The sequence below is a fragment of the Bacillus sp. Hm123 genome (assembly GCF_051842975.2).
In the GTDB taxonomy this organism is placed as follows: Bacteria; Bacillota; Bacilli; order Bacillales; family Domibacillaceae; genus Bacillus_CE.
Genome location: NZ_CM200277.1, coordinates 204,415 through 225,832, shown reverse-complemented (window position 1 = coordinate 225,832; position 21,418 = coordinate 204,415). Strand labels below are relative to the sequence as shown.

The following is a 21,418-nucleotide window of genomic DNA, read 5'->3' as shown; positions in this document are numbered from 1 at the left end:
CCAGCCATCTAGTTCAAAAAATGTTATTTTTTACGATACCAAATCACCTTCGCAATTTCCATTAAAACAACAGCTCCTCCTGCTAATCCTGCTGCAATCAGCCAGTCTGTTAGACCAAATTCAGCTGGAATACTGAATACATCGCGGGCAAATGGTAGAACAGTGATGCCGTATAGGATGAACCCTAACACAACCGCACCAATGACATATTTGTTGCTAAATAGCCCGATCTTGATCGCTGTTTGTGCATTTGATCGAGCGGCGAAGGTTTGCAATGTTCTCGAAAGAATTAGCGTCGTAAATGCCATAGCGACGCCCATTTCATCTGAGTGAGACAAACCGATATAAAAGGAAATAATCACGGCAATCCCGATGAGTATTCCACGTGTCAACACCGCTCTCATCATGCCATCTGCAAAGATTCCCTCATTAATAGGGCGCGGCTTTTTCTTCATCACGTTCGGCTCTGATTTTTCTACCCCTAAAGCAATAGCAGGTAACGAATCGTTCACAAGGTTAATAAATAGCAGCTGCAAAGCAGTGAATGGGTTCGGTAAGTTAAATGTAACGGCATATAGGATGGCGATAATTGCCCCTAAATTGCCGGCAAATAAATAACTAATCGCCTTTTTAATGTTATCAAACACGGTTCTTCCGACTTGAACGGCATTGACAATCGAAACAAAGTTATCATCCGTTAAAATCATTGCCGCCGAATCCTTCGCCACATCAGTACCGCTTCCCATCGCAATTCCGATATCCGCTTGCTTCAATGCGGGAGCATCATTAACCCCATCCCCCGTCATCGCCGTCACAGCCGCTTTTTTCTGCCACGCTCGAACGATGCGAATTTTATTTTCAGGAGATACGCGCGCATAGACGGAGATTTTGTCTAACTTTTGATCTAACTCTGCTTCCGACATCGCATCAAGCTCTTGCCCAGTCACAGCAAGATCATTTTCTTCCATTAAGCCGATATCACGCCCAATCGCTTGTGCCGTCGTTTTGTGATCACCGGTAATCATAATTGTCCGAATGCCAGCCTTTTTCGCTTCTTCTATCGATCCATATACCGCTTCTCTCGGTGGGTCCATCATCGCCGTTAAACCAACTAACACAAGATCATGCTCATCATCACGGTCAATCGCTGTTTTCCCCTCTGGCAAACGCTTATAGCCATATGCTAACACCCTTAATGCCTGATTAGAAAACCCCTCATTCGCTCCCTCGAAACGTGCGCGTAAATCATCCGTCATCGGTTGCTCTTCTCCATCTACAAGCACGTAACTTGCACGGGTGAACATCACATCGGGACCACCTTTTGTCAGCATCATCGTGTCTCCATCTATCGTATGTACCGTGGACATTAACTTACGATCCGAGTCAAAAGGAATTTCCGCTAAGCGTTCATATGTTTCACGCAACGACTCATATTCATGCGCATGTTTATTAGCAAAGTTGATCAAGGCAACCTCTGTCGGGTCCCCTACTTCCTGACCGTCATCATTAATGTAAGAATCATTACAAAGTGCCGCTATATGAACAAGCAATCGCTCGGATTGATCCCATTCATTTGGATGATCCGGCAAGCGTTCATTTTTCTTCACAGGTAAAAAATAATCGGTAACCGTCATCTTGTTTTGCGTAAGTGTCCCCGTTTTATCTGTACAAATGATACTCGTTGATCCTAACGTTTCCACAGCGGGTAGCTTTCGAATAATGGCGTGCTGCTTCGCCATCTTATTCGTCCCGACCGATAATACAATCGTGACAATCGATTGCAAAGCTTCTGGTATGGCTGCCACCGCAATCGCCACAGAAAACATCAATGCATTCAGTAAAGCCGTCGTCGTATCTTCCTCACCACCGCCAAACCAAATACGAGCCGCTTGCACAGCAAAAATGATAATACAAAGCAATAGAATACCGATGCCGAGCTTTTTACTAAAATCATCTAACTTTCGCTGTAGCGGCGTTTCTTTTTGCTCCGCGGTTGAAATCATATCAGCAATCTTTCCGACCTCTGTTCTCTCCGCTGTCCCCGTCACGACAAAACTACCATGTCCGTAAACGACTAACGAGCTACTAAACACCATATTAAGACGATCACCAAGAGCGGCTTCTCCTGTAATCACTTCGGTAGATTTGTTGACAGCTTCCGACTCACCTGTTAACATCCCTTCGTTTACTTTCAACGAGCCGCTTTCTAACATACGTCCATCAGCAGGAACATAGTCCCCCGCTTCAAGAAATACCACATCTCCTCGTACGAGCTCTCTCGCCGCGACGGTTTGCTTCGTGCCATCGCGAATGACCTTCGCCTCTGGTGCAGATAAGTCTCGCAAGGCCTCTAAAGAGCTTTCCGCTTTCCTCGTCTGCACAACACTAATTACCGAGTTAATGAGCAGCACAAGAAAAATAATAATTGACTCAACAACTTCACCAATCAGGATTTGTACCCCTGCAGCTACGAGAAGAACGACCACCATCGGGTCTTTAAACGTCTCTAAAAACAGCTTCCAAGTAGGTATTTTGCCTTTATCCTCTATTTCATTGTAGCCGTCCCGCTTAAGACGCGATTGTACCTCCTCACTAGATAATCCTTGCTCATCGGAATCAATAGTTGCTAGTACATCTTCTTTTCTCTGTTGATAAAACTCCATCTTTCCTCACCTGCTTCTCTTCTTATTTATAGTGGACTTTAGACAACTTCGACAATCAGTGTCTCTTACTTACATATGTATATTTTGCCATAATAATAATCGTATTCCTAATGATACAGTCGTTGTTGGGGAGAGAATAAGCGGGAGCGACTTTATGAGGGGGCTCTTTGATCTTGTGTGTATTTTCTTCGACTTTCTAATTGGTTCTTTGACCTTGTGGGCACTTTCTTCGACTTTCTAATTAGTTCTTTGACTTTGCGGGCACTTTCTTCGACTTTCTAATTAGTTCTTTGACCTTGTGGGCACTTTCTTCAACTTTCTAATTGGTTCTTTGACCTTGTGAGCACTTTCTTCGACTTTCTCATTGGTTCTTTGACCTTGAGCACACTTTCTTCGATGTTCTCATCGCTTTTTAAAATTACTCTAATCATAAAAAAAGGTGATGCCAAAAGGTCGTTAAAATAACAACTTTTTGGCATCACCCTAACGCGTATTCACTGATGTTTTGTTTTGATAATGACCGTTATCCTACTTGTTCGTCCCTGATCCGACCCCTGTACATATTATCAAATCCTAGCCTTTCGGAAGCCATCGAACACACTAATTGCCGCAGATATGATAAAGATAATGATGACTCCGCCCAAAAACCATACTTCAAATTGTTTAACGGAAATAATGAATACATCCTTCATATATATGATAAAATTCTCGTTCATTATATTCGGGCTTAGGAATATGACAGTGAATACAACCGTTGTCACAAGCTGGAGGACAGCATTACAGATTGCCATTGTTTTCGTCCACTGTCCTTTGATTAATTTATAAATAGCCATTGCTATTTCGCAAACAATTACAACAAGAATAATTGGCCAATATGAAAGTAAAACATCTTGATTGAAAGCAGGAGCCATGAATTCAAGCCCGTTGTCTCCTCCTCTATATACACCTAAAAGACGATTCGCATAAAAATAAACAGTTGCCCAAATTGCCGTCCACATCAAACTTCCGAATACTTCAAACTTCGCAATCATTTTTTTCTTAGGAATATGCGGGATGTTCCTCAAATCATCCGGTGTCCATTTTGAAAGTGACGTTGTAAGCGGCTGTTGATCTTGCCCAGTATCTACACGTTCGATAATAGCGAATACTAGCGTCAACCAAAAGAATGTTTGAATGCCTACTTCAATAATTGTCCATATACCTCCCCCCACAATAGTCAAAACAATATTTGTTACTGATTCTGCTCCATCGTACCCGATCAAAAATTCATCAACCATCGAGATCAATGAAATCACAGCGGCGATTGGCACAATCATTTTCAGCAACGAAACATATACATCAAAATAGCGCGGACCAATAAGATGCATAGGTTGATCTCTATATCCACTAGCTAATGTAACAGGGTTCCCTAACTTCTCAAGAACTAGCTTTACATCTTCTTCGTCGTAATCATCAGGTAGCATATCCTCAATAGTTGACCGTAACTCCAAAGCAATATCCTCACGACTTTTTTCAGGCAATCTCCGAGTCACTTCTTGGATATAAATCTCAATCAGATTCATCATCTTCCTCCCCTTTTAATAAGCTGTAGAGCTCTTTCGTGTTGTTCAGCCATTCTTTCTTTAACTGCAAAAAGATTTCCAGTCCATACTCGCTTAAAACATAATATTTACGGGGTCTGCTCTCAGATTTATCCCAACTACTCGTCACTAACTCCTGTTTTTCTAAGCGGCGAAGCAAAGGATATAACGTACTTTGATCAATAGTAATACCCGATTCCTCTAACAACTGAACAAGCGAATAACCATATTGCGGGGTTCTCAATTGACTTAAAACAGCCAACGTCAATGTTCCTCGCCTAAGTTCCGTCATTAGTGAATTCAATAAAGTACTCATTCACCCACCTCATTCCTCAATTACTATATGTCATACAGTATATGTTTTATACTATGTACCATACACTATTGTTGTTACAACATCAATTAAAAAAAGTGACGTCAAAAAGTCGTAAAAAACTTTTTGACATCACTCGAAAAAGATTGACGGCCATTTAATGTTCGTTGCTTCAACTAAAATACCAATCCACAGCATTCTTATATAAAACTTTTTCCGCTTGTTTTTCTTCAAAAATACTATAAATCAATTCTATATCCAAAAATCTAAAAGGTCGTTTAGCTCTCGTTGAAGGCAAGTCTGTTCCAAACATTAACGCATCTGGGTTAGTGGCATAAATAGTCTTGAGTGCCTCCCCAGCATCGAAATCAATTCTTCCGAAACCAGTCGCTTTTACTTTTACTCCTTTATCAACTAAAGGTAACAGAGTGGAAAAACCACTTTTTGATAACCCCAAATGGTCGATAGAAACGGCAGGAAGTTTTTCAACTACTGGCGCAATCTCTGTTAAGGCATGAGAATGAACGTATAGCTCGACATGCCAATGAACCAACTCGTAAACCCTTCGCGCAAAATAGTCTAAATGTGATATATCCTCCGATCCACCACGATTTACATTAAAACGGATGCCCCGCACACCAAATGTATTCAACTTAATAATGTCATCATCTGCTGTATTGTAAGGCAATTGAGTAACACCAACGTAGTTTTCACCTAACGTTTGTAGGGCATCAACTAAATATGATTGGTCAAACCATTGAAAAGATCCGGATACAACAGCACCTCCTACCACATTCAAATTCCTTACACGGTGAAGGTAATCTAGACAAGTAAAAGCATCAGGCATAAATCCTTGGTTCTCAATCAAAGGGAACCTCGTATCAATAATATGGAAGTGGGAATCAAAAACTGTTATCACTTTCGCCTCCTATCAAATTTCGCACACCTCTCAGATACTCCGTCATGTTCATATCGTCATCCATCGAATAGGTGAACAACAAATGATCTGCCACCTCTTTGGCTAACGTTCTAAACAATTCACAAGTGACAAAGATCGAATCCCAAAAATGCTCATACTCATGGTCAGAATACGTTTTTTCATACATCTCCCAATACGATGCAGGAAGATACTTTTTGAAATACTTTCCCATTTTCCCTGATGACACTTGAAAATCATGTTTTGTGCCAATCCACCACGAAACCATTTCATCCAATTCAGCTCTAATTACACATTCAAACATTTGCTTGGCATAGGGCAATTCATCACGCCAAATCCCTTTCGCAACGTTTTGTAAACACCACCAAAAATCATTGCAACAACTCATAAACATAGATTCTGTCGGCTCTTTTACATGATAGTCAATGTCTGAAGCAGCAGGAATGAGTGGTAAAGTATTGTCCTTATCTAATAATGGCACAGTCAATGAATCACTTACGTAGCTACTAACCATTGTATCCATAGCTTCGAGACGAAGGTCGATACGATTCCCATCTGTAAAGAGCATTAAATACCCATAAGATTTGTCAAAATCAACTGATTGATCATTTTTATCAGGTTCTTGCATCATGAGCAGATCACCAAAAGTCTGAAGCCATGTCTTATCGTTAATAAAAGGTGCTGTTTCCGTCACGACATAAACAATATCGTAATCTTGAAAAATATCTTTTGGTGCGTTAGGATTCGTTCTTGAACCGTTCATATACACCGCTCGAATTCTCTCATCTTTTTGAGCTATTCCTACTATTAAATCAAGCATTTCTTTTTCACTTCTCACGGCTATTCACCTCCAAAATGCTATTGCATCACCTTATTAAATATGTATAAGTTGTATAGAGTTGGCACTAATAACGCAATCGCTAAACAAATGACCGCAGCTAATTTCGATTGGATGATCATTCTCTCGTTGTCACTTTTCAAATGTTGAAAGAACGTTAATGAAAAATAAAAACAAAGGATGATAAATACTGTCGAGAGAATACCGATCCAATTAGCGGAACTGAATACATTGACCTCCTTCTTAACTGATCATTAAGGATGTTCTATACTGTTTTCAATCAAACACTTAACAGTTATCCTTGATTCACTTCGACCAATTAACAATTAACCCCTTCATTTACCCCTTTGCCCACGCTTGCACTTTACCGACTAGTTCACGAACAAAAGGTTGTTTTCCCTCTTGGTACTTACGATGTTCGTTCGGAAATTGTTCGGCTAAGTTTAATTTTAGTTCCCCATACCTTTTAGCGTCCATAGGATGGTTGAGCAAATATTCTTTGAAATCTAAATGAGTTTGTATATGCTCACTGCCGACTTGGAAAATATGCACATGATGCGTTCGATTATCGCCACCTTTCGGAAAGTACCTTCTCCCGACGATTCCAAATTCACCTCTCGCTTCATATCCAACGGCTAACATGTCACCATTATATGAATCTACTTTTTCAATATCTTTTACGACAATCAAAATATCGATAATCGGCTTCGCATAACCGATTGTTGGTATGGACGTACTGCCAATATGAAAAATATCAACTAGTTCATCTCCGAATATCCCTTTTAGCACTCCTTCTTCCTGACTGTATAATTTCCCCCAGTCTTCCGTCCAAACACATATTTTTGTTTTTCTCAAAATAAGTCCTCCTTTACAATAATCACTACCCAAATAATAGAAAATATTATACTAACAGTAATATCTTTTGTATACTAAAAATTAGCAAACAAGAATGAAAAGGGTACGGAAAACAAATCATGTAATCATTAATCAATGACTTTGAAATCACGACCGTCGATGTCAACAAACAAAACGAGAGTGCGACAAGATTCTACTTAAATAATGGATTTCTGATTATCAGTGAGGAGCTGACAGATCCTGCGGGGCGTCCTTATCCAATATTACATTTGAAATTATCATAAAAAAATGAAGCACCGCGATGTCGCGGTGCTTTACAGTAATTCCCTAGCTAATAAGCGATAAACATTCAAGCGTTTTTGTTGTGAATGAGGAACGCTCATAATCATTGCTTCATCAAAGCCATATACGGCTTGTTCTGCTTGCAAATGTGTTGCAATTTCTTTTACATCACCGACTAAATGCATTTGACGTCTGCGAAATTCTTGAATCGTCATTTTATCCATTTCCGTTAACGGATATTCCTGTGCCTCTTCTGGTGTCAACGGAGGTTTTATTTGTCCATTCACTAACCATAATTGTGAAATGTCATACGGTAACGCCTCAAATTCTGCCTCTTCTTTCGTTTCAGCTGTGGTAACCATATAGGTGACGATAATATTTGGCTTGCCTAAAAACGCTGTCGGCTTAAAGTTTCTTCTATATGAGTCTAAAATCTCTTGCGTCATAGTTCCATTGAAAAATTGCGCAAATGAATAGCCAATCCCCATACGTCCTGCTTGAACAGCGCTATTCCCCGACGAACCTAATAACCAAGCTTCCGGCAAAGTTACTTGAGATGGCATGGCGATCGTTTTATTATACGGATGATCACTCGGCACCTCATCATTCATATACTGCAATGTTTGTTCTAGCTTTTCATACATATTGTGCATCTGTGGTTCTCGCCCCTCAGATAAAGCATAGATGGCATGACCATCTCCTCCTGGTGCTCGTCCCACACCAAAATCAATCCGTCCGGGTGCATAAGCACTCAACGTTTTGAACACTTCCGCTAGCTTTAATGGTGAATAGTGCATCATCATCACTCCGCCTGTTCCAAGGCGAAGGTTCTTTGTCTTAGTCGCCAAATGAGCTACTGATATTTCAGGAGCTGAGCTGGCAACCACATCGATCCCATGGTGTTCAGCTAGCCACATTCGATAATAACCTAATTCATCCGCTAAAATAGCCAGTTCTTCTGCATTTTTCAGTGCTTCCATCGCCGTACTTCCACTCATTACACGTGCTTGATCTAACAGACTGACCCTCATAATTCATCCTCCTTTTCTCTTTGTTTACGTAGTTTTTCTGGAGTTACATCATTTCCAAGTGGATCAACTACGGTTAAGTTCGAAATACTATGAACAACTTGCCCACGAATTTGCTTTAAATAGTTTTCACGAAGCTTTTTCTGCTCCACTTTTTCAGCATCCGTTAGCCCTTTTTCACGCTGAATTTTCGCCAATTCATTGATACGCTCTAATTCTTGAATCATCTCTTTTCACTTCCTTTTCTCTTGTTCTATTTATTTCGCTTTAAGCGTTCGATGGAAAATAAGGCAGAACCTCTTCTCCTAGCTCTTGAATAGTTTCCTTTGCTGGTCGCTTTCCTGGTTTCAACACAAAAACCACATGATTGACACCAGCAGCTTGATAAGCTTTCAGATATTCAATTAAAAATTTACGACCTGCTCTAAATCCACCTGTTATCGGCTTTGGAAATTCATTTGGTTTTTCAGATAAATCAATGGCTATCGGTTGTACGAATGGTCTGAATGTACTTGATGCTTCAGACCACTTTTTAATAAGTGTCTTTTGATCGTTAATATTTTGAGGATAAAACATCCAGCCATCTGTATGTTCAGCTAGCCAATCGATCGTTTGTCTAGAATAGCCACTTCCGAAAATAGGTATATCGCCGAGCAATGGTTTCGGAACAATATCTCCCTCTGTCATCTCTATATGTTCCGTTTGAATATGAGGAAATGATTCTTTCCATGCTTTTCTCATCACTGTAATCGCTTCTCTAAATAACTCGCCTTTGTGCTCGGGATTTACTTTAAATGTTGGAAACTCAATCGCTCGGTCTCCTGTTGCCACTCCAAATATAAATCGCTGGTTAGATAGTCGATCTAATGAAGCAGCCGTTTTTGCCAAATGCAGCGGATGTCGTAATGTTGTCACGATACTGGAAGTTCCCAGTGCTATTTTTTCAGTATGTGCTGCTGCGTATGTTAAAAACAGAAATGGATCATACAGAAAGCCTACATCTCCAAAGTTCGGATCATAAATAGGAGCATCTCTTACAAACAATGAAGCAAAGCCCATTTGATCCACTTTTTTAACAAGGTCTATTTGCTCCTCAATATCCATTTTGGGAAAGCTCCCTGAGTATGACTCTAAAGGTAATAGAAATCCAAGTGTTAAATGCTTCTCTCGAAAAGCACGTGCAAAACCGTTATGCGTTTGAAAATGTTCCAAGCTATCCCTCCTACCTTAAAGAATCATCTTCTCATTAATCATTTGTTGTACAGCTACTAGCTTCTCTTGAAATTTAGGTACTTGAATTCTTTCATATAAAGAAGCAATCGTTTCACGCTTCAATATATACTTCCACGCCGATTCAACCTCATCCATCAACTCCATTAACAAACAACAATCATCGTCCTCACCTAAATCGAGCATATCTTTGAGAATGCCACTAGGAGAGTAAAGGGACTGATCATCCGTCGTTGCTATATAAACATCATATATTGAAATATCTTCAGACTTTTTATTTAACTTATAACCGCCTTTTACACCGGCTGTAGAAGAAATTAAGTCTGCATTGACTAACTTTCTCAATAATTTCAGAGAGTACGTACGTGAAGTTCCTAATTGAAGGCTGATCGCTTCCCCAGGCAATACCGCTTTTTCCGGCAACATGTTCAGCAAAATTAACGTATATACCGATTGTTCTACTCCTGTTTTAATCTTCATTACAGCTACCTCCCTTACATTCACACTTCAAATTAAAACGTGGATATTAATTATCCACATTAGTGATTATAACTCGAAACTTTATTCAAGTAAACTTTTAAGAAAAAATCCAGGGATGATAAAACGCGCTCCTCAAAAAATAAAGCTATTCCTAAACAAACAACGAGAGTAGCTATATAGCCACTCTCGTTGTTTGTTTATGTAAATCAATAGCTCTCTTTTGTTGTTTTAATATATTGCATTAAGGCTGTAGCCCCTGCAATATTCAAAATTATGCTTGTTCCGAGTGAAACTCCCCATAATACGGTTGGCGCCGATACTGTTAATGATACCATTAAGAAAGTAATACCTACCGCGACAAAGATAAGGCCTAAAAACATCTTGTTCAATTCAATCACCTCCCTTGCGATTTTAGTCTAACAGCATTTACCCAATAATACTAATAAATGTTTTAATATGTTTATTACTGACAATATAAACTAAGGCAAGATAACCGTAAACTTTTACTTGTGGTCAGTTTGTTAAAAAAAAACGCACCTTATTAAGATGCGCCTTTTCTTATTAATTTTTATTTAATTTTTTGCTCTACTAACAGCTCTTTCGCTACTTTTGGAGCTAGCCATAATGTTGGTAATAGCAAGATAGAAACAGGTACTGCTGTTACGACAATGAAGCTTTGTAACGAGTCAATACTTCCTTCACCAACGAATAGAAGAATAGCAGCGATTGCTCCCATTAACACGCCCCAGAAAATGCGTAACCATACTTTAGGATTCCCTTCACCTGATACAGCCATTGCAATTGTATAAGACATGGAGTCCCCTGTCGTCACCACAAAAACAATCGTTAATAATAAAAATAATGGCGATATAATAAATCCAAGTGGTAATTGCTCTGTAATAGCAATCATGGCAGCCGGCATACCACCTGTGCTCAGTTCATTAGAAATAGACCCTGCATTTTCAAGCTCGAAGAATATTCCTGTACCGCCAACGACTGTGAACCAAAATGTTGTGACAATCGGAGCGATTAGACTAATCGATAAAATCATTTGACGAATCGTTCTACCTCTAGAAATTCGGCTCACAAGGATCGCCATCATCGGTCCATACCCAATAAACCAGCCCCAGAAAAAGACCGTCCAACCAGCCAACCATTCTGAATTCCCACGGAACGTACTAATTGAAACAAAATTGTCCACATAAAAACCAAATGAAGAAATAAATGAATCAATGATAAAGCCACCTGGCCCCATAATTACGACAAAAATAATTAACCCTAATGCTAAGCGAACATTGAAATCACTTAATGCTTGAATCCCTTTATGAAGTCCAGTGACCGCTGAAATCGTCGTTACAATCACTAAAGCAATAATAATCGCAATTTGTGTCGCAAATACATCGGGAATACCGAATAAAGCATTTAACCCATAACTCGCTTGTAGCCCAAGAAAGCCTATCGGACCGATCGTTCCTGCAGCCACCGCAATAATCGCAAAAGCATCTACAACCGTACCGAGCACACTATCTCGCAGCTTCTCCCCGAAAATTGGATATAACAATGTTCTAGGTTTCATCGGCATTCCTTTATGATAATGACCATACATCATCACGACCGCACTTAAAGTCCCAAGAATGGACCAAGCTAAAAAGCCCCAATGCATATAGCTTTGCGCTAATGCCGGCATCATCGCTCCTTGTGTGGCCGCCTCGATCCCCTCATGCATCGGAGGTACAGTTAAGAAATGATACATCGGCTCAGCCGCTGCCCAGAACACTCCTCCTCCGGCAAGTAACGTCGACATAATAATCGCAAGCCATTTAAACGTGCTTAATTCCGGCTTTTCTAAATTACCTAGTCTAATATTCCCATACCTTGAAAACGCAATATATAATCCAATAACAAAATTCAATAGTAATAGCACTTGCCAGAAAGCGCCAAAGTACTTCGCTGACCAAGTGAATCCTTCATTCACGAAATTTTTTACTGCATCTACGTTCCAAAACGATGCAATCACAAATAATAATAATAGCCCTCCACTTAACCCAAAGACGGGCCAATCAATATTGGAAGAAGTGTCTTCTTGTTTGTTTTTAGACATGTAGCTGATAAGCTCCTTTTAATTTTTTACTCCTTACAAAACACATTTTCACACTCTCTCATAAAACAAAAAGCATGTAAAGGAGGAAATAGACCAAAATTCTGGCTCCTATATAGTCTTAAACTAAGTATGCTACAAATCCCTACTAATCACTTACATTTCCCAATAAATGCTCTCCCTTGGCAAAAAACCGCACCTATGAATAGCCAATCGATCACTTCTTCCTCCCTAACTGACAGAGAAAAAACCAGATAGAAAGTTCGCTTTTACTAACTTTCCTTCTATCATCGTTTTCGAAATCATGCTTTTAGAGCGGATAATAGATCGTCATACTCAGTCGCGCTAACGTCTCACCAGAATTATAATATGTGTGAGGTCGATCCGCCTTAAATCTGATGGAATCACCGCTTTTTAGCTTATATTTGCATTCATTGACATCAACCGTTACTTCGCCATCAAAAACCGTAATAAACTCCTCGGTTCCTTCTTTATGGGAATCAGAACGTACTATCCCGCCTTTTTCAATCTCAACAGAGTAAATTTCAAAGCGTCTATCCTCCTGGAAAGGAAAGTAAGAATATACTCTATATCTTCCATTGTCCTCAGATAATACTTGAATCTCATCTTTTAAAATGACGGTCGTATCCGGTTGCGGGTTATTGATTAAAGACGTAAAAGAAACCTTTAACCCATTAGCTATTTTCCAAATAGTTGTAAGAGTTGGGCTGGATTCTCCTCTTTCAATTTGTCCGATCATCGTCTTGCTGACCCCGCTTAATTGAGAGACTTTTTCCAAACTTAATTTCTCCCGCTCTCGAATCGCTTTTAAATTCTTTGCCAAAATCAGATGAATTTCCTCCATCAAATCACCTCTTCATTATTTACAATATCACGATCGTAATATACAATAAAAATAAAAAACGTTATACCGTCCATTTTGGACATTATAACACACAACACAAAAAGGAGGTTCAAAAATGCCTTTATTTTCATTTTTATTGTTTGTTTTTATTACTAGCTTTACACCAGGCCCTAATAACATCATGGCAATGGCATTGGCGAATAAACATGGATTAAAAAAAACACTTCCCTTTTCTTTAGGAGTAAGTGTCGGATTTTTTGTAATCACATTATTGTGCAGCGTTTTTAACCTTTTACTTACAAGTGTCATGCCCATTATTGAACTTCCATTAACCATCTTCGGTGTAGCTTATATGTTATATTTAGCTTTCAAAATTCTTACTAGTAAAGATATAGATAATGGCAGTGATGAAGGCAACAGAAACTTTTTCTTCATCGGTATTTTATTACAGTTTGTTAACCCGAAAGGCATTCTTTTTGGGATTACAGTTGTCGCAACCTTTATCCTTCCTTATTACACTTCTTATTTCAGTTATCTGCTTTTCTCATTATTTTTAGGAATCGTCGGTTTCATGAGTACATTTAGCTGGAGTCTATTCGGCTCGATGTTTCAAAAGTTCTTATTACAATACAGAAAGCCGTTTAACCTAATGATGGCCATTTTATTGGTCTATAGTGCTGTGTCCATTTTGATCAAATAGACAGTAGGATAAGAAAAAAGGTGACTCCATTTGTCTATTGAGTCACCTTTTTGTTGAACAACAATTTAATTCACATCCCCTAAATAAACCGGAGACTTTTCATTATTAACATACTTAATGATATGTTTTCTTATCTCTTTCGGGTAAATTTTATATTGAAGCAAATCATGAACAGGTATCCATTCGATTCCTACTTGATGGCTATCTGGATTGGTCGGCTTATGATCATCACCTACTAGGTAGCAAATAAAATAATATTCGACTTGGTGCGCATGAAAATCAAATGAAGCATGCTCGTGATTTTTTCCTATGTACTCGCGAATATGAAGTAGCTCTCCGATGTCTACTTCTTTCCCCACTTCTTCTATACACTCTCTTACTAATGCTTGATGAATCGTTTCACCGTGTTCTTGCCCACCGCCCGGAAACAGATAAAAATATCCTTCGTCATCTTGATTTTTTGTTAATAAAACCTTGTCTCCTTCAATAATAATCGCTTTTGCTGAGTTTCTAATACTCATACATATCCCTCCTAACAAACCTCCTGTATTTTACCATAAAGTGAAACTTTAATCAGTGGGGGTTTTCTTCATCCCCCACTGATTATTAGTTGAACCAATCGGGCTTTTACGGGCAGTTGATTCCCAACCTAACTGCTTTGCTTTTCGCTGAATTTTGAGGTAGGGATCTTACTGCCCGTTAATGCGGGACAAAAAAAGCAGGGCGATCTCAAAAGCTGGTATCATCCGCTCTCGAGATCGCCCTATATAACCATTGATTAGGATGCGTTCGCCGCTGCAGCAGCTTCTGTCATCCACTCTTCTCCAAGTTCTTCATCCAAGACAATATTATAAATCTTCCACTTGCCGTCTGCATCTTTTTTCAAGTGCGCATTTCCTGAAGCGTCCATGTTCACTGTGAAGGACATATCTGGCGATGTAAATGAGACTTTATACTTTAAGTTATCAATTCTCACTTCCGCCACTCGTTTTCTAACCGTCACGATATCAAGAGAATGAGTGCCAATTGGTTCAATGGAAGTAGTTTCTTCCGCTCCTTCAACATCGCCCAACAGCCCCATACTTTCCAATGAGTAAGACAAGTAGTAGCCCGTTGCCGTTTCATGATAAAGTACTTCAAGTGCTGATAGATTTTGTTCCTTCGTCAATTCGTATCCTTCGTTGATATTACGGTTAACAATTTCTGTAACAGCCGCCATATCTTCTCCTAAACCACTTTCTTGATGCATGGCTCTATCAATGATCGCAATGGCTTGGCCGCGAGTCGCATGACTATGCGGCTTAAATGTATCGCCATATCCTTGAACAATTCCAGTAGCCGCTAATTTTCCAATCGCCTCATAAGCAAAGCTAGTCGATGGGACATCTTTAAATGTGTTTGCTGACGCTGGGAATGTGATTGTATGACTGAACGCACGATAAATCATAGCCGCCATTTGATCACGTGTAATATTTGCACCGGGATGAAATTTCCCATCAGAGTATCCCGAAATAATCCCTTGGCTGCTCGCAATACGAACGTAGTCATAATACCATTTCGATGCTTTCACATCCGGAAATCCCTTCGCATTTGCACCCGCCTTAAGAGACAAGGAATTCACTAAAATTTTCGTAAACTGCGCTCGCGTAATTTTTTCATTTGGACGAACGTCAACATATGAATACTCATATATTTCACCATCTTCTTCATACGAATCCGATTGCAAATATCCATCAATGATATCCGTATACACAAAGCGTTCAATAGCTTCATAAAACCGATAATTAGGGCCGATATCTCCAATATCATAATGGTCAATCGACTTTACAGCAGCCGAAGCCGGTGTAGCAGAAAGCAAACCACCTAATAATAATAAAGACATGAAAATTCGAAGTGCTTTCAAATTATGTTCCTCTCTTCCAGTAGATTAATATAAATTGAACTTCAGTATAGCTTGTTAACAACTTATAAAACAGGTTGTTTATACCTATTTACAATGATGAAGTTCTAGTAAATATATTAAAATTACCCTCTAATTGGAATAAGTTTTTTGAACACAACTACTATACAAACGAACAAGAAAAAACAGAACACGCCTATCCAATGACAGGCGTGTTCTGTTTTCGATACTGTTTCACTTTATAGCTTAACAATCGTTCTTCCGCGAACTTTTCCTTCTAAAATATTAGCCAATACGCTCGGAAGCTCTTGCAATGATACTTCATTGACGATTTCATCAAATAACGTTGGTTTTAAATCATCTGCAAGGCGATTCCACACTTGTAATCGTTTATCCATTGGGCATTCAACAGAATCAATACCGATCCAATTGACACCTCTTAAAATGTGAGGCATCACCGTTGTAGAAACTTCTAATCCACCAGTAAAACCACTTGTAGCGACAGATCCCCCATATTTCAAGGAACTCAATATATACTGAAGTGTTTCCCCACCTACAGGATCGATCGCACCTGCCCATTTTTCTTCACGCATTGGAGTAGGCTCTGTATCCATTACTTCGTGACGATCAATAATTTGTTTCGCTCCTAATTGTTTTAAGTAAGCCGCTTCCTTCGCTTTTCCTGTACTAGCTACAACCTCATAGCCCCTATTTGCTAACAGATTAACAGCGATACTTCCCACACCGCCCGTAGCACCAGCTACTAACACAGGCCCTTGATTAGGCTCTAATCCATTATCTTCAAGGCGTTGAACAGATAATGCCGCAGTAAATCCGGCTGTACCAAGAATCATAGCCTCCTTTAATGATAACCCTTTCGGAAGAGGGACAACCCAATCAGCAGGCACACGAGCCACTTCACTAAATCCTCCAAAACGCCCAGTACCTAACTGATAGCTAGTCACAATGACCTCATCACCTGTTTTAAAACGATCATCTGTTGAATTCATAATCGTTCCAGCTAAATCTATTCCAGGTACTAAAGGATAGGATTTTACAAGACTGTTTTCAAATGCCACAAAACCATCCTTAAAATTCACGCTCGAATAAGCCACTCGAATCGTTACTTCCCCTTCTGGAAGATCAGCCATTGTCAATTCCTTCACTTCTAATTCTGTTTGATCATTTACTTTATCTAATACTAGCGCTTGGAAAGTATTCATTTTCTTCATCATATCCTTTCGTTCACATAAAAATCATAGCAACTTATTTTATTTGTATATACAAATGATAAGTGAAAAAAAAGAGTGCTTATTCCTCTTTTTTTAAGATTTCACTCGATTCATAAAGTGCTTTTGCTAGATCGTGACTTCTTTCTTCTCCCAAAATAGATGTATACTTCTTGTTAAATTCATAAAAGTACTTGTCAATGTCTTCACAAAGATTCACACCATTTTCTGTTAAATGTATGTGCGTCTCTTTCCATTTGACACGTCGCTGCACTAAACTTTCCTTTTCTAATTTATTGATGAATCTTGTACTTGTCGAGGGAGCGATTGATAATTTTTCACATAACTCTTTTTGAGTAATCCCTGGATACTGATTCACAATAACAAGTATATACATATACGTCGGAGATAGCCCCGTCTTTGCAAACACTTCCTCGGCTATTTTTGTCATAGAACGAGCAAATCGATTCGCTGTGAAATATAAACACATAGATAAAATAGATTCATCCATTTTCATATATTTTCACCTCTCATTTGCATATACAAATTAACACGTAAAAGATGCCATGTCAAGAGAAGCATCGTATGTCAAATTCAAAAAAACACATAAAATACAGCGGACACAAAAAAAGAAGTTCACCATCTACTATATATAAGCGATGAACTCCTTTTTATTAAAAATGTACATTCTTTCTATCGTTTCATGCTAGCTATCGCTGTTTGAGCTAGTTTGCTAATGGTCATATCATCCATCGGAGGGTTGTGTAAGCCCGCTCGCACATCACGATAATAACGGCTCAGCGGATTGCTGTTTTGTAAGCTTTTCGCCCCTACAATACGCATCGCTAAATCTACAATTTCAATGGCGTGATTCACAACGATATACTTCGCAGCGCCTAATTCATTTGTAATCGATGCATGTGTTGCAGGATTCTCAAACTGGCTAGCCGCACTATATAGAAAATGACGGGCATTCATTAACTTTAGTTCGATTTGGCCTAATTTTTCTTGGACGTGAGGCAGTTCGGCAACAGGGCCTGGCAAACTATTCGGCGAATAGGTACTAGCAAAATGCAGGGCATAATCGCGAGCCGCCTGGGCGATTCCTAAATATACAGCTGGAATATGGAGAGCCCAGCCATTAATTTTATTGCTGCGAGGCCCGTCATTCACTTCCACTAAAGCCTCTTCCGGAACGATAATCTGATCTAAAATAAGGTCATGACTAGCTGTTCCGCGCATCGCCATCACATCCCAAGTTTCTTCAATGGACACCCCTTCTGTTTCTTTAGGAATTAAAAAGAAGCCAACTGCTTGCTTTTCTTCAATCCACGCAGAAGTTAAATAATGTGTAAGGGCATACGAAAGTGTCATAAAGCTTTTCCTACCAGAGATATGCCATTTCCCATCGATAAACTCAGCATTGGTTCCTGGACGCCCACCACGTGTAGGACTACCTGTAATGGCCTCACTAACGGCACGGTTAACGAGCGCACCGTTATGCACGATTTCGTCCGCAAATTGTTGCAGTTGATTTTCAGACCATGCTTGTTTTTCATAAATTTCACCAACAACCCCAAGCTGCCAACCAATCGCTAGAGCGGTTGGTCCATCAAAGCTGGCAAGTGTTTCTTGAAACAATAACATGTCATAAATCCCAAAACCTTTTCCGCCGTATTCTTTAGGTACCGTCAGCTGATTGTAGCCGATCGACAATAAATCTTGAAAACTATCAAAAGGGAAACTATTTTCTTTATCTGCTTGAATACCTCTTTCGATTATTTGTTTTTTTAATCTATGTAATTGATCAATGATTTGTTGCTGATCCGTAGTTCTTACAAAGTCTTGAACGGAATTCATATATAATATCCTCCTAATTCATAGTTAACTTATAAGATTTTATTTAATCATACATAAGACTACTTAAAAAATCCATATATTAAAAAATAAAACATACTTTACAGGTAAGAATTGTTGTGATAGATTACCGATATATTCAAAAAATTAAAAACCTGAATAGTAGGTGAGACCGTGATCAAATTAACAGGCATACATAAACGATTTAAAGACAATGAAGTACTAAAAGGAATCGACCTAGAAGTGAAAAAAGGCGATGTCATGACTATTATAGGTCCTTCAGGTTCTGGAAAAACAACCTTACTTCGCTGTATTAATTATTTAGAAAATCCTGATAAAGGAATGATACAAATTGGCAACGATTTAACGATCAATGCCGAGAAGCCTTCCAAAAAACAAATTTTACATTTACGCCGTAAAACAGCAATGGTTTTTCAGAACTATAATCTGTTCCAAAATAAAACGGTGATCGAAAATATTACAGAAGGCTTAATCGTCGCTCAAAAGAAATCGAAAGAGGAGGCTAATAAGATAGCCAAATCATTGTTAGAAAAAGTAGGACTGATTGAAAAGATGAACGATTATCCATCTAGCCTTTCAGGGGGACAGCAACAGCGTGTAGGTATCGCTAGAGCTTTAGCCTTGAATCCAGAAGTCATTTTATTCGATGAGCCAACTTCAGCATTAGACCCGGAAATGGTGGGCGAAGTGCTGCAATTGATGAAAACCATTGCCCGTGAAGGCATTACAATGATTGTTGTTACACATGAAATAGATTTCGCGCGTGAGGTTGCCAATCATGTTGTCTTTATGGACGGTGGACATATTATCGAAGAAGGCACACCCGAACAAGTCATTGTGCATCCTTCAAAGGAGCGAACGAAACAGTTTTTACGCAGATTAATTAGAGAACCAGAATATATCATTTAAAGGGGCGAGCATGATGAAATTAAAGAAAATTGGCGCATTCCTATTAGGAATAAGCTTAGTAGGCGGTGTGTTTACTGCCTGCGGTTCATCGGAAGAGAATGAAAAAACAAAGGACGGTAAGGAAATCATTAAAGTCGCCTTAAGTGATGAAGTGAATCCGCCATTTTTGTATACAGATGATAAAAATAATCCGATTGGCTATGATATCGATTATTTAGAGGCAGTAGAGAAGAAATTAGACGATAAATATCAATTTGATTATCAGTTTGGTGAGGAAGAAGGAAATTTAATTGGTGTGAGTACCAAAAAATTTGATTTTGCGATCAATTGGTTTTTCAAAAATCCAGAGCGCGAAGCAAAATTTTTATATGGAAATCCTGAATATGGGTACTCGATGACTGCACTGATTACACGAAATGATACAAATGATATTAAAACGTTGAAAGATTTAAAAGGGAAAAAGCTCGCCCCAATGTCTCCAAGTGGCGGCTTACGTACTATTCTCAATAGCTATAATGAGAAAAACCCAAATGATGCAGTCGAAATTGAAACGATAGAGCAGCCATCGAACGCAGATAACTTAAAAGGATTAGCTAACGGCAAATATGATGCGGTCTTTTTAAATATTTCTACATTTGATGCGATTCAAAAGGAATTGAATTTAGATCTTAAAGTAGGTGGAGTCGTTTCAAAAGAACCTGTGTTCATTGTATACAACAAGCAAAATGAAGAGCTTCAACAAGAGATTAATACAGCGACAGAGGAGCTTAAAAAAGATGGGACACTATCAAAGTTAGCTGAAAAATGGTTCGAAGTCGATTTCTTTGAGGATTTAGATTATATCAATCAAGAACAATATAAATTTGACAATGAAAATAAATAGAGAGCGATCAAAGCTCTCTATTTTTTAGGAAGGTGAAATGTGATGGATGCTTCCATTCATCAGTGGAGCGACCTTTTTCAACAGGTGTTAGCTAGGCTCCCTATTACCATTTGGATGCTTGTTGCATCGCTTATTTTAGGATTAGCTTTCGGGACATTGATGGCTATTATACGAATTCGTAAAGTACCGATTTTACATCAGCTAGTAACGGTGTTCATTTCATTTACACGATGTACGCCGTTGCTTGTCCAACTATTTTTAATGTATTTTGGCTTGCCACAATTACTCATGGCTTTCGGTATTTATATTAATGATTTAGCTCCTTTACTATTTGCAATTGCGACATTCTCACTGCATATTTCAGCGTATTTATCCGAAACAATTCGTTCAGCTTACGTTGCGGTAGGCGAGGATCAATTAGAAGCTTGTTATAGTGTTGGGATGACCTATTCCCAGGCGCTACGCCGAGTGATCTTGCCGCAAGCATTCGTGATCTCATTGCCAAACATGGGCAATACAATTATTGAGTTGTTAAAAGATACGGCCCTCGCCTTCACTATTGGTGTCGTGGACATTATGGGGCAAGTTCGTCTGATTATTGGAAATAATTACGGCTTAGGCATGTTTCAAGTATATGTTGTGATTTCGATCGTTTATTGGGGAACGTGTGCATTTATAGAAATCAGCATTCATCAATTAGAACAGCGCTTGAAAAAAGGACGCACGACCGTAGCGAGATCTTAGGAGGAA

At 39.0% G+C, this 21,418-nt stretch carries 22 protein-coding genes; 4 read left to right on the top strand and 18 right to left on the bottom strand.

Going from position 1 to position 21,418, the window contains the following annotated elements; genetic code table 11:
• Positions 1-23: 23 nt before the first annotated feature.
• The 13 genes from ACSVDJ_RS01335 to ACSVDJ_RS01275 all read right to left on the bottom strand — a co-directional run bounded on the left by ACSVDJ_RS01335 (position 24) and on the right by ACSVDJ_RS01275 (position 13,169).
• Positions 24-2,663: a cation-translocating P-type ATPase gene (locus tag ACSVDJ_RS01335; protein ID WP_439170668.1), complete on the bottom strand. Its 2,640-nt coding sequence runs from the start codon at positions 2,661-2,663 to the stop codon at positions 24-26.
• 566 nt (positions 2,664-3,229) lie between these two features.
• Positions 3,230-4,225, bottom strand: coding sequence for an HAAS signaling domain-containing protein (locus ACSVDJ_RS01330; protein WP_439170737.1), 996 nt, complete (start codon positions 4,223-4,225; stop codon positions 3,230-3,232).
• Positions 4,212-4,559 carry a PadR family transcriptional regulator gene (locus ACSVDJ_RS01325; RefSeq protein WP_439170669.1) on the bottom strand — a complete coding sequence of 116 codons (348 nt, stop codon included), beginning with the start codon at positions 4,557-4,559 and terminating at the stop codon, positions 4,212-4,214. Before ACSVDJ_RS01325 ends, ACSVDJ_RS01330 begins: the two co-directional genes overlap by 14 nt.
• A 169-nt stretch (positions 4,560-4,728) precedes the next feature.
• The gene (locus ACSVDJ_RS01320) at positions 4,729-5,472 is read right to left on the bottom strand and encodes an amidohydrolase family protein (RefSeq protein WP_439170739.1); all 744 of its coding nucleotides are present in this window, start codon (positions 5,470-5,472) and stop codon (positions 4,729-4,731) included.
• Entirely contained in the window at positions 5,459-6,331 is an 873-nt protein-coding gene (locus tag ACSVDJ_RS01315; RefSeq protein WP_439170670.1) for an aminoglycoside 6-adenylyltransferase, read from the bottom strand. Before ACSVDJ_RS01315 ends, ACSVDJ_RS01320 begins: the two co-directional genes overlap by 14 nt.
• Positions 6,332-6,670: 339 nt before the next feature.
• Positions 6,671-7,186, bottom strand: a complete 516-nt coding sequence (locus ACSVDJ_RS01310; protein WP_439170672.1) for a GrpB family protein — start codon at positions 7,184-7,186, stop codon at positions 6,671-6,673.
• Between the two features lie 314 nt (positions 7,187-7,500).
• Positions 7,501-8,499 carry an LLM class flavin-dependent oxidoreductase gene (locus ACSVDJ_RS01305; RefSeq protein WP_439170674.1) on the bottom strand — a complete coding sequence of 333 codons (999 nt, stop codon included), beginning with the start codon at positions 8,497-8,499 and terminating at the stop codon, positions 7,501-7,503.
• Positions 8,496-8,723: a DUF896 domain-containing protein gene (locus ACSVDJ_RS01300; protein WP_439170676.1), complete on the bottom strand. Its 228-nt coding sequence runs from the start codon at positions 8,721-8,723 to the stop codon at positions 8,496-8,498. Before ACSVDJ_RS01300 ends, ACSVDJ_RS01305 begins: the two co-directional genes overlap by 4 nt.
• A 40-nt stretch (positions 8,724-8,763) precedes the next feature.
• Positions 8,764-9,708 carry an LLM class oxidoreductase gene (locus tag ACSVDJ_RS01295; RefSeq protein ID WP_439170677.1) on the bottom strand — a complete coding sequence of 315 codons (945 nt, stop codon included), beginning with the start codon at positions 9,706-9,708 and terminating at the stop codon, positions 8,764-8,766.
• A gap of 15 nt (positions 9,709-9,723) precedes the next feature.
• Complete coding sequence (locus ACSVDJ_RS01290) at positions 9,724-10,206, bottom strand: RrF2 family transcriptional regulator (RefSeq protein ID WP_439170678.1); 483 nt, start codon at positions 10,204-10,206, stop codon at positions 9,724-9,726.
• A gap of 206 nt (positions 10,207-10,412) precedes the next feature.
• Complete coding sequence (locus tag ACSVDJ_RS01285; protein WP_439170745.1) at positions 10,413-10,595, bottom strand: hypothetical protein; 183 nt, start codon at positions 10,593-10,595, stop codon at positions 10,413-10,415.
• Positions 10,596-10,774: 179 nt separating this feature from the next.
• Positions 10,775-12,307, bottom strand: a complete 1,533-nt coding sequence (locus tag ACSVDJ_RS01280; protein ID WP_439170680.1) for a BCCT family transporter — start codon at positions 12,305-12,307, stop codon at positions 10,775-10,777.
• A gap of 307 nt (positions 12,308-12,614) precedes the next feature.
• A complete protein-coding gene (locus ACSVDJ_RS01275; RefSeq protein WP_439170681.1) occupies positions 12,615-13,169 on the bottom strand; it encodes a helix-turn-helix domain-containing protein in 555 nt (184 codons plus the stop codon).
• Between the two features lie 115 nt (positions 13,170-13,284).
• Between ACSVDJ_RS01275 and ACSVDJ_RS01270 the strand changes: the two genes are divergently transcribed.
• The gene (locus ACSVDJ_RS01270) at positions 13,285-13,869 is read left to right on the top strand and encodes a LysE family transporter (RefSeq protein ID WP_439170682.1); all 585 of its coding nucleotides are present in this window, start codon (positions 13,285-13,287) and stop codon (positions 13,867-13,869) included.
• A 65-nt stretch (positions 13,870-13,934) separates the two neighbouring features.
• Here the strand turns inward: ACSVDJ_RS01270 and ACSVDJ_RS01265 are convergent, their stop codons facing one another.
• The 5 genes from ACSVDJ_RS01265 to ACSVDJ_RS01245 all read right to left on the bottom strand — a co-directional run bounded on the left by ACSVDJ_RS01265 (position 13,935) and on the right by ACSVDJ_RS01245 (position 18,858).
• Positions 13,935-14,390 carry an NUDIX domain-containing protein gene (locus tag ACSVDJ_RS01265; protein WP_439170683.1) on the bottom strand — a complete coding sequence of 152 codons (456 nt, stop codon included), beginning with the start codon at positions 14,388-14,390 and terminating at the stop codon, positions 13,935-13,937.
• Positions 14,391-14,647: 257 nt separating this feature from the next.
• Complete coding sequence (locus tag ACSVDJ_RS01260; protein ID WP_518619807.1) at positions 14,648-15,751, bottom strand: S-layer homology domain-containing protein; 1,104 nt, start codon at positions 15,749-15,751, stop codon at positions 14,648-14,650.
• Between the two features lie 257 nt (positions 15,752-16,008).
• Positions 16,009-16,992, bottom strand: coding sequence for an acrylyl-CoA reductase family protein (locus ACSVDJ_RS01255; RefSeq protein WP_439170740.1), 984 nt, complete (start codon positions 16,990-16,992; stop codon positions 16,009-16,011).
• A gap of 88 nt (positions 16,993-17,080) precedes the next feature.
• Positions 17,081-17,515 carry a MarR family winged helix-turn-helix transcriptional regulator gene (locus ACSVDJ_RS01250; RefSeq protein ID WP_439170687.1) on the bottom strand — a complete coding sequence of 145 codons (435 nt, stop codon included), beginning with the start codon at positions 17,513-17,515 and terminating at the stop codon, positions 17,081-17,083.
• Between the two features lie 176 nt (positions 17,516-17,691).
• Positions 17,692-18,858, bottom strand: a complete 1,167-nt coding sequence (locus tag ACSVDJ_RS01245) for an acyl-CoA dehydrogenase family protein (RefSeq protein ID WP_439170688.1) — start codon at positions 18,856-18,858, stop codon at positions 17,692-17,694.
• A gap of 171 nt (positions 18,859-19,029) precedes the next feature.
• Between ACSVDJ_RS01245 and ACSVDJ_RS01240 the strand changes: the two genes are divergently transcribed.
• Genes ACSVDJ_RS01240 through ACSVDJ_RS01230 form a run of 3 tightly spaced genes read left to right on the top strand, consistent with a single transcriptional unit; the run spans position 19,030 to position 21,412 of the window.
• Entirely contained in the window at positions 19,030-19,785 is a 756-nt protein-coding gene (locus ACSVDJ_RS01240; protein ID WP_439170689.1) for an amino acid ABC transporter ATP-binding protein, read from the top strand.
• Between the two features lie 10 nt (positions 19,786-19,795).
• Positions 19,796-20,668 carry a transporter substrate-binding domain-containing protein gene (locus ACSVDJ_RS01235; RefSeq protein WP_439170691.1) on the top strand — a complete coding sequence of 291 codons (873 nt, stop codon included), beginning with the start codon at positions 19,796-19,798 and terminating at the stop codon, positions 20,666-20,668.
• 42 nt (positions 20,669-20,710) lie between these two features.
• Positions 20,711-21,412: an amino acid ABC transporter permease gene (locus ACSVDJ_RS01230; protein WP_439170742.1), complete on the top strand. Its 702-nt coding sequence runs from the start codon at positions 20,711-20,713 to the stop codon at positions 21,410-21,412.
• Positions 21,413-21,418 lie beyond the last annotated feature (6 nt).

Coding starts and splice junctions, on each gene's coding strand:
- ACSVDJ_RS01335 (WP_439170668.1), bottom strand. CDS start 2,663: ATGGAGTTTTATCAACAGAGAAAAGAAGATGTACTAGCAACTATTGAT.
- ACSVDJ_RS01330 (WP_439170737.1), bottom strand. CDS start 4,225: ATGAATCTGATTGAGATTTATATCCAAGAAGTGACTCGGAGATTGCCT.
- ACSVDJ_RS01325 (WP_439170669.1), bottom strand. CDS start 4,559: ATGAGTACTTTATTGAATTCACTAATGACGGAACTTAGGCGAGGAACA.
- ACSVDJ_RS01305 (WP_439170674.1), bottom strand. CDS start 8,499: ATGAGGGTCAGTCTGTTAGATCAAGCACGTGTAATGAGTGGAAGTACG.
- ACSVDJ_RS01300 (WP_439170676.1), bottom strand. CDS start 8,723: ATGATTCAAGAATTAGAGCGTATCAATGAATTGGCGAAAATTCAGCGT.
- ACSVDJ_RS01290 (WP_439170678.1), bottom strand. CDS start 10,206: ATGAAGATTAAAACAGGAGTAGAACAATCGGTATATACGTTAATTTTG.
- ACSVDJ_RS01280 (WP_439170680.1), bottom strand. CDS start 12,307: ATGTCTAAAAACAAACAAGAAGACACTTCTTCCAATATTGATTGGCCC.
- ACSVDJ_RS01275 (WP_439170681.1), bottom strand. CDS start 13,169: ATGGAGGAAATTCATCTGATTTTGGCAAAGAATTTAAAAGCGATTCGA.
- ACSVDJ_RS01270 (WP_439170682.1), top strand. CDS start 13,285: ATGCCTTTATTTTCATTTTTATTGTTTGTTTTTATTACTAGCTTTACA.
- ACSVDJ_RS01265 (WP_439170683.1), bottom strand. CDS start 14,390: ATGAGTATTAGAAACTCAGCAAAAGCGATTATTATTGAAGGAGACAAG.
- ACSVDJ_RS01260 (WP_518619807.1), bottom strand. CDS start 15,751: ATGTCTTTATTATTATTAGGTGGTTTGCTTTCTGCTACACCGGCTTCG.
- ACSVDJ_RS01255 (WP_439170740.1), bottom strand. CDS start 16,992: ATGAATACTTTCCAAGCGCTAGTATTAGATAAAGTAAATGATCAAACA.
- ACSVDJ_RS01250 (WP_439170687.1), bottom strand. CDS start 17,515: ATGAAAATGGATGAATCTATTTTATCTATGTGTTTATATTTCACAGCG.
- ACSVDJ_RS01245 (WP_439170688.1), bottom strand. CDS start 18,858: ATGAATTCCGTTCAAGACTTTGTAAGAACTACGGATCAGCAACAAATC.
- ACSVDJ_RS01235 (WP_439170691.1), top strand. CDS start 19,796: ATGATGAAATTAAAGAAAATTGGCGCATTCCTATTAGGAATAAGCTTA.
- ACSVDJ_RS01230 (WP_439170742.1), top strand. CDS start 20,711: ATGGATGCTTCCATTCATCAGTGGAGCGACCTTTTTCAACAGGTGTTA.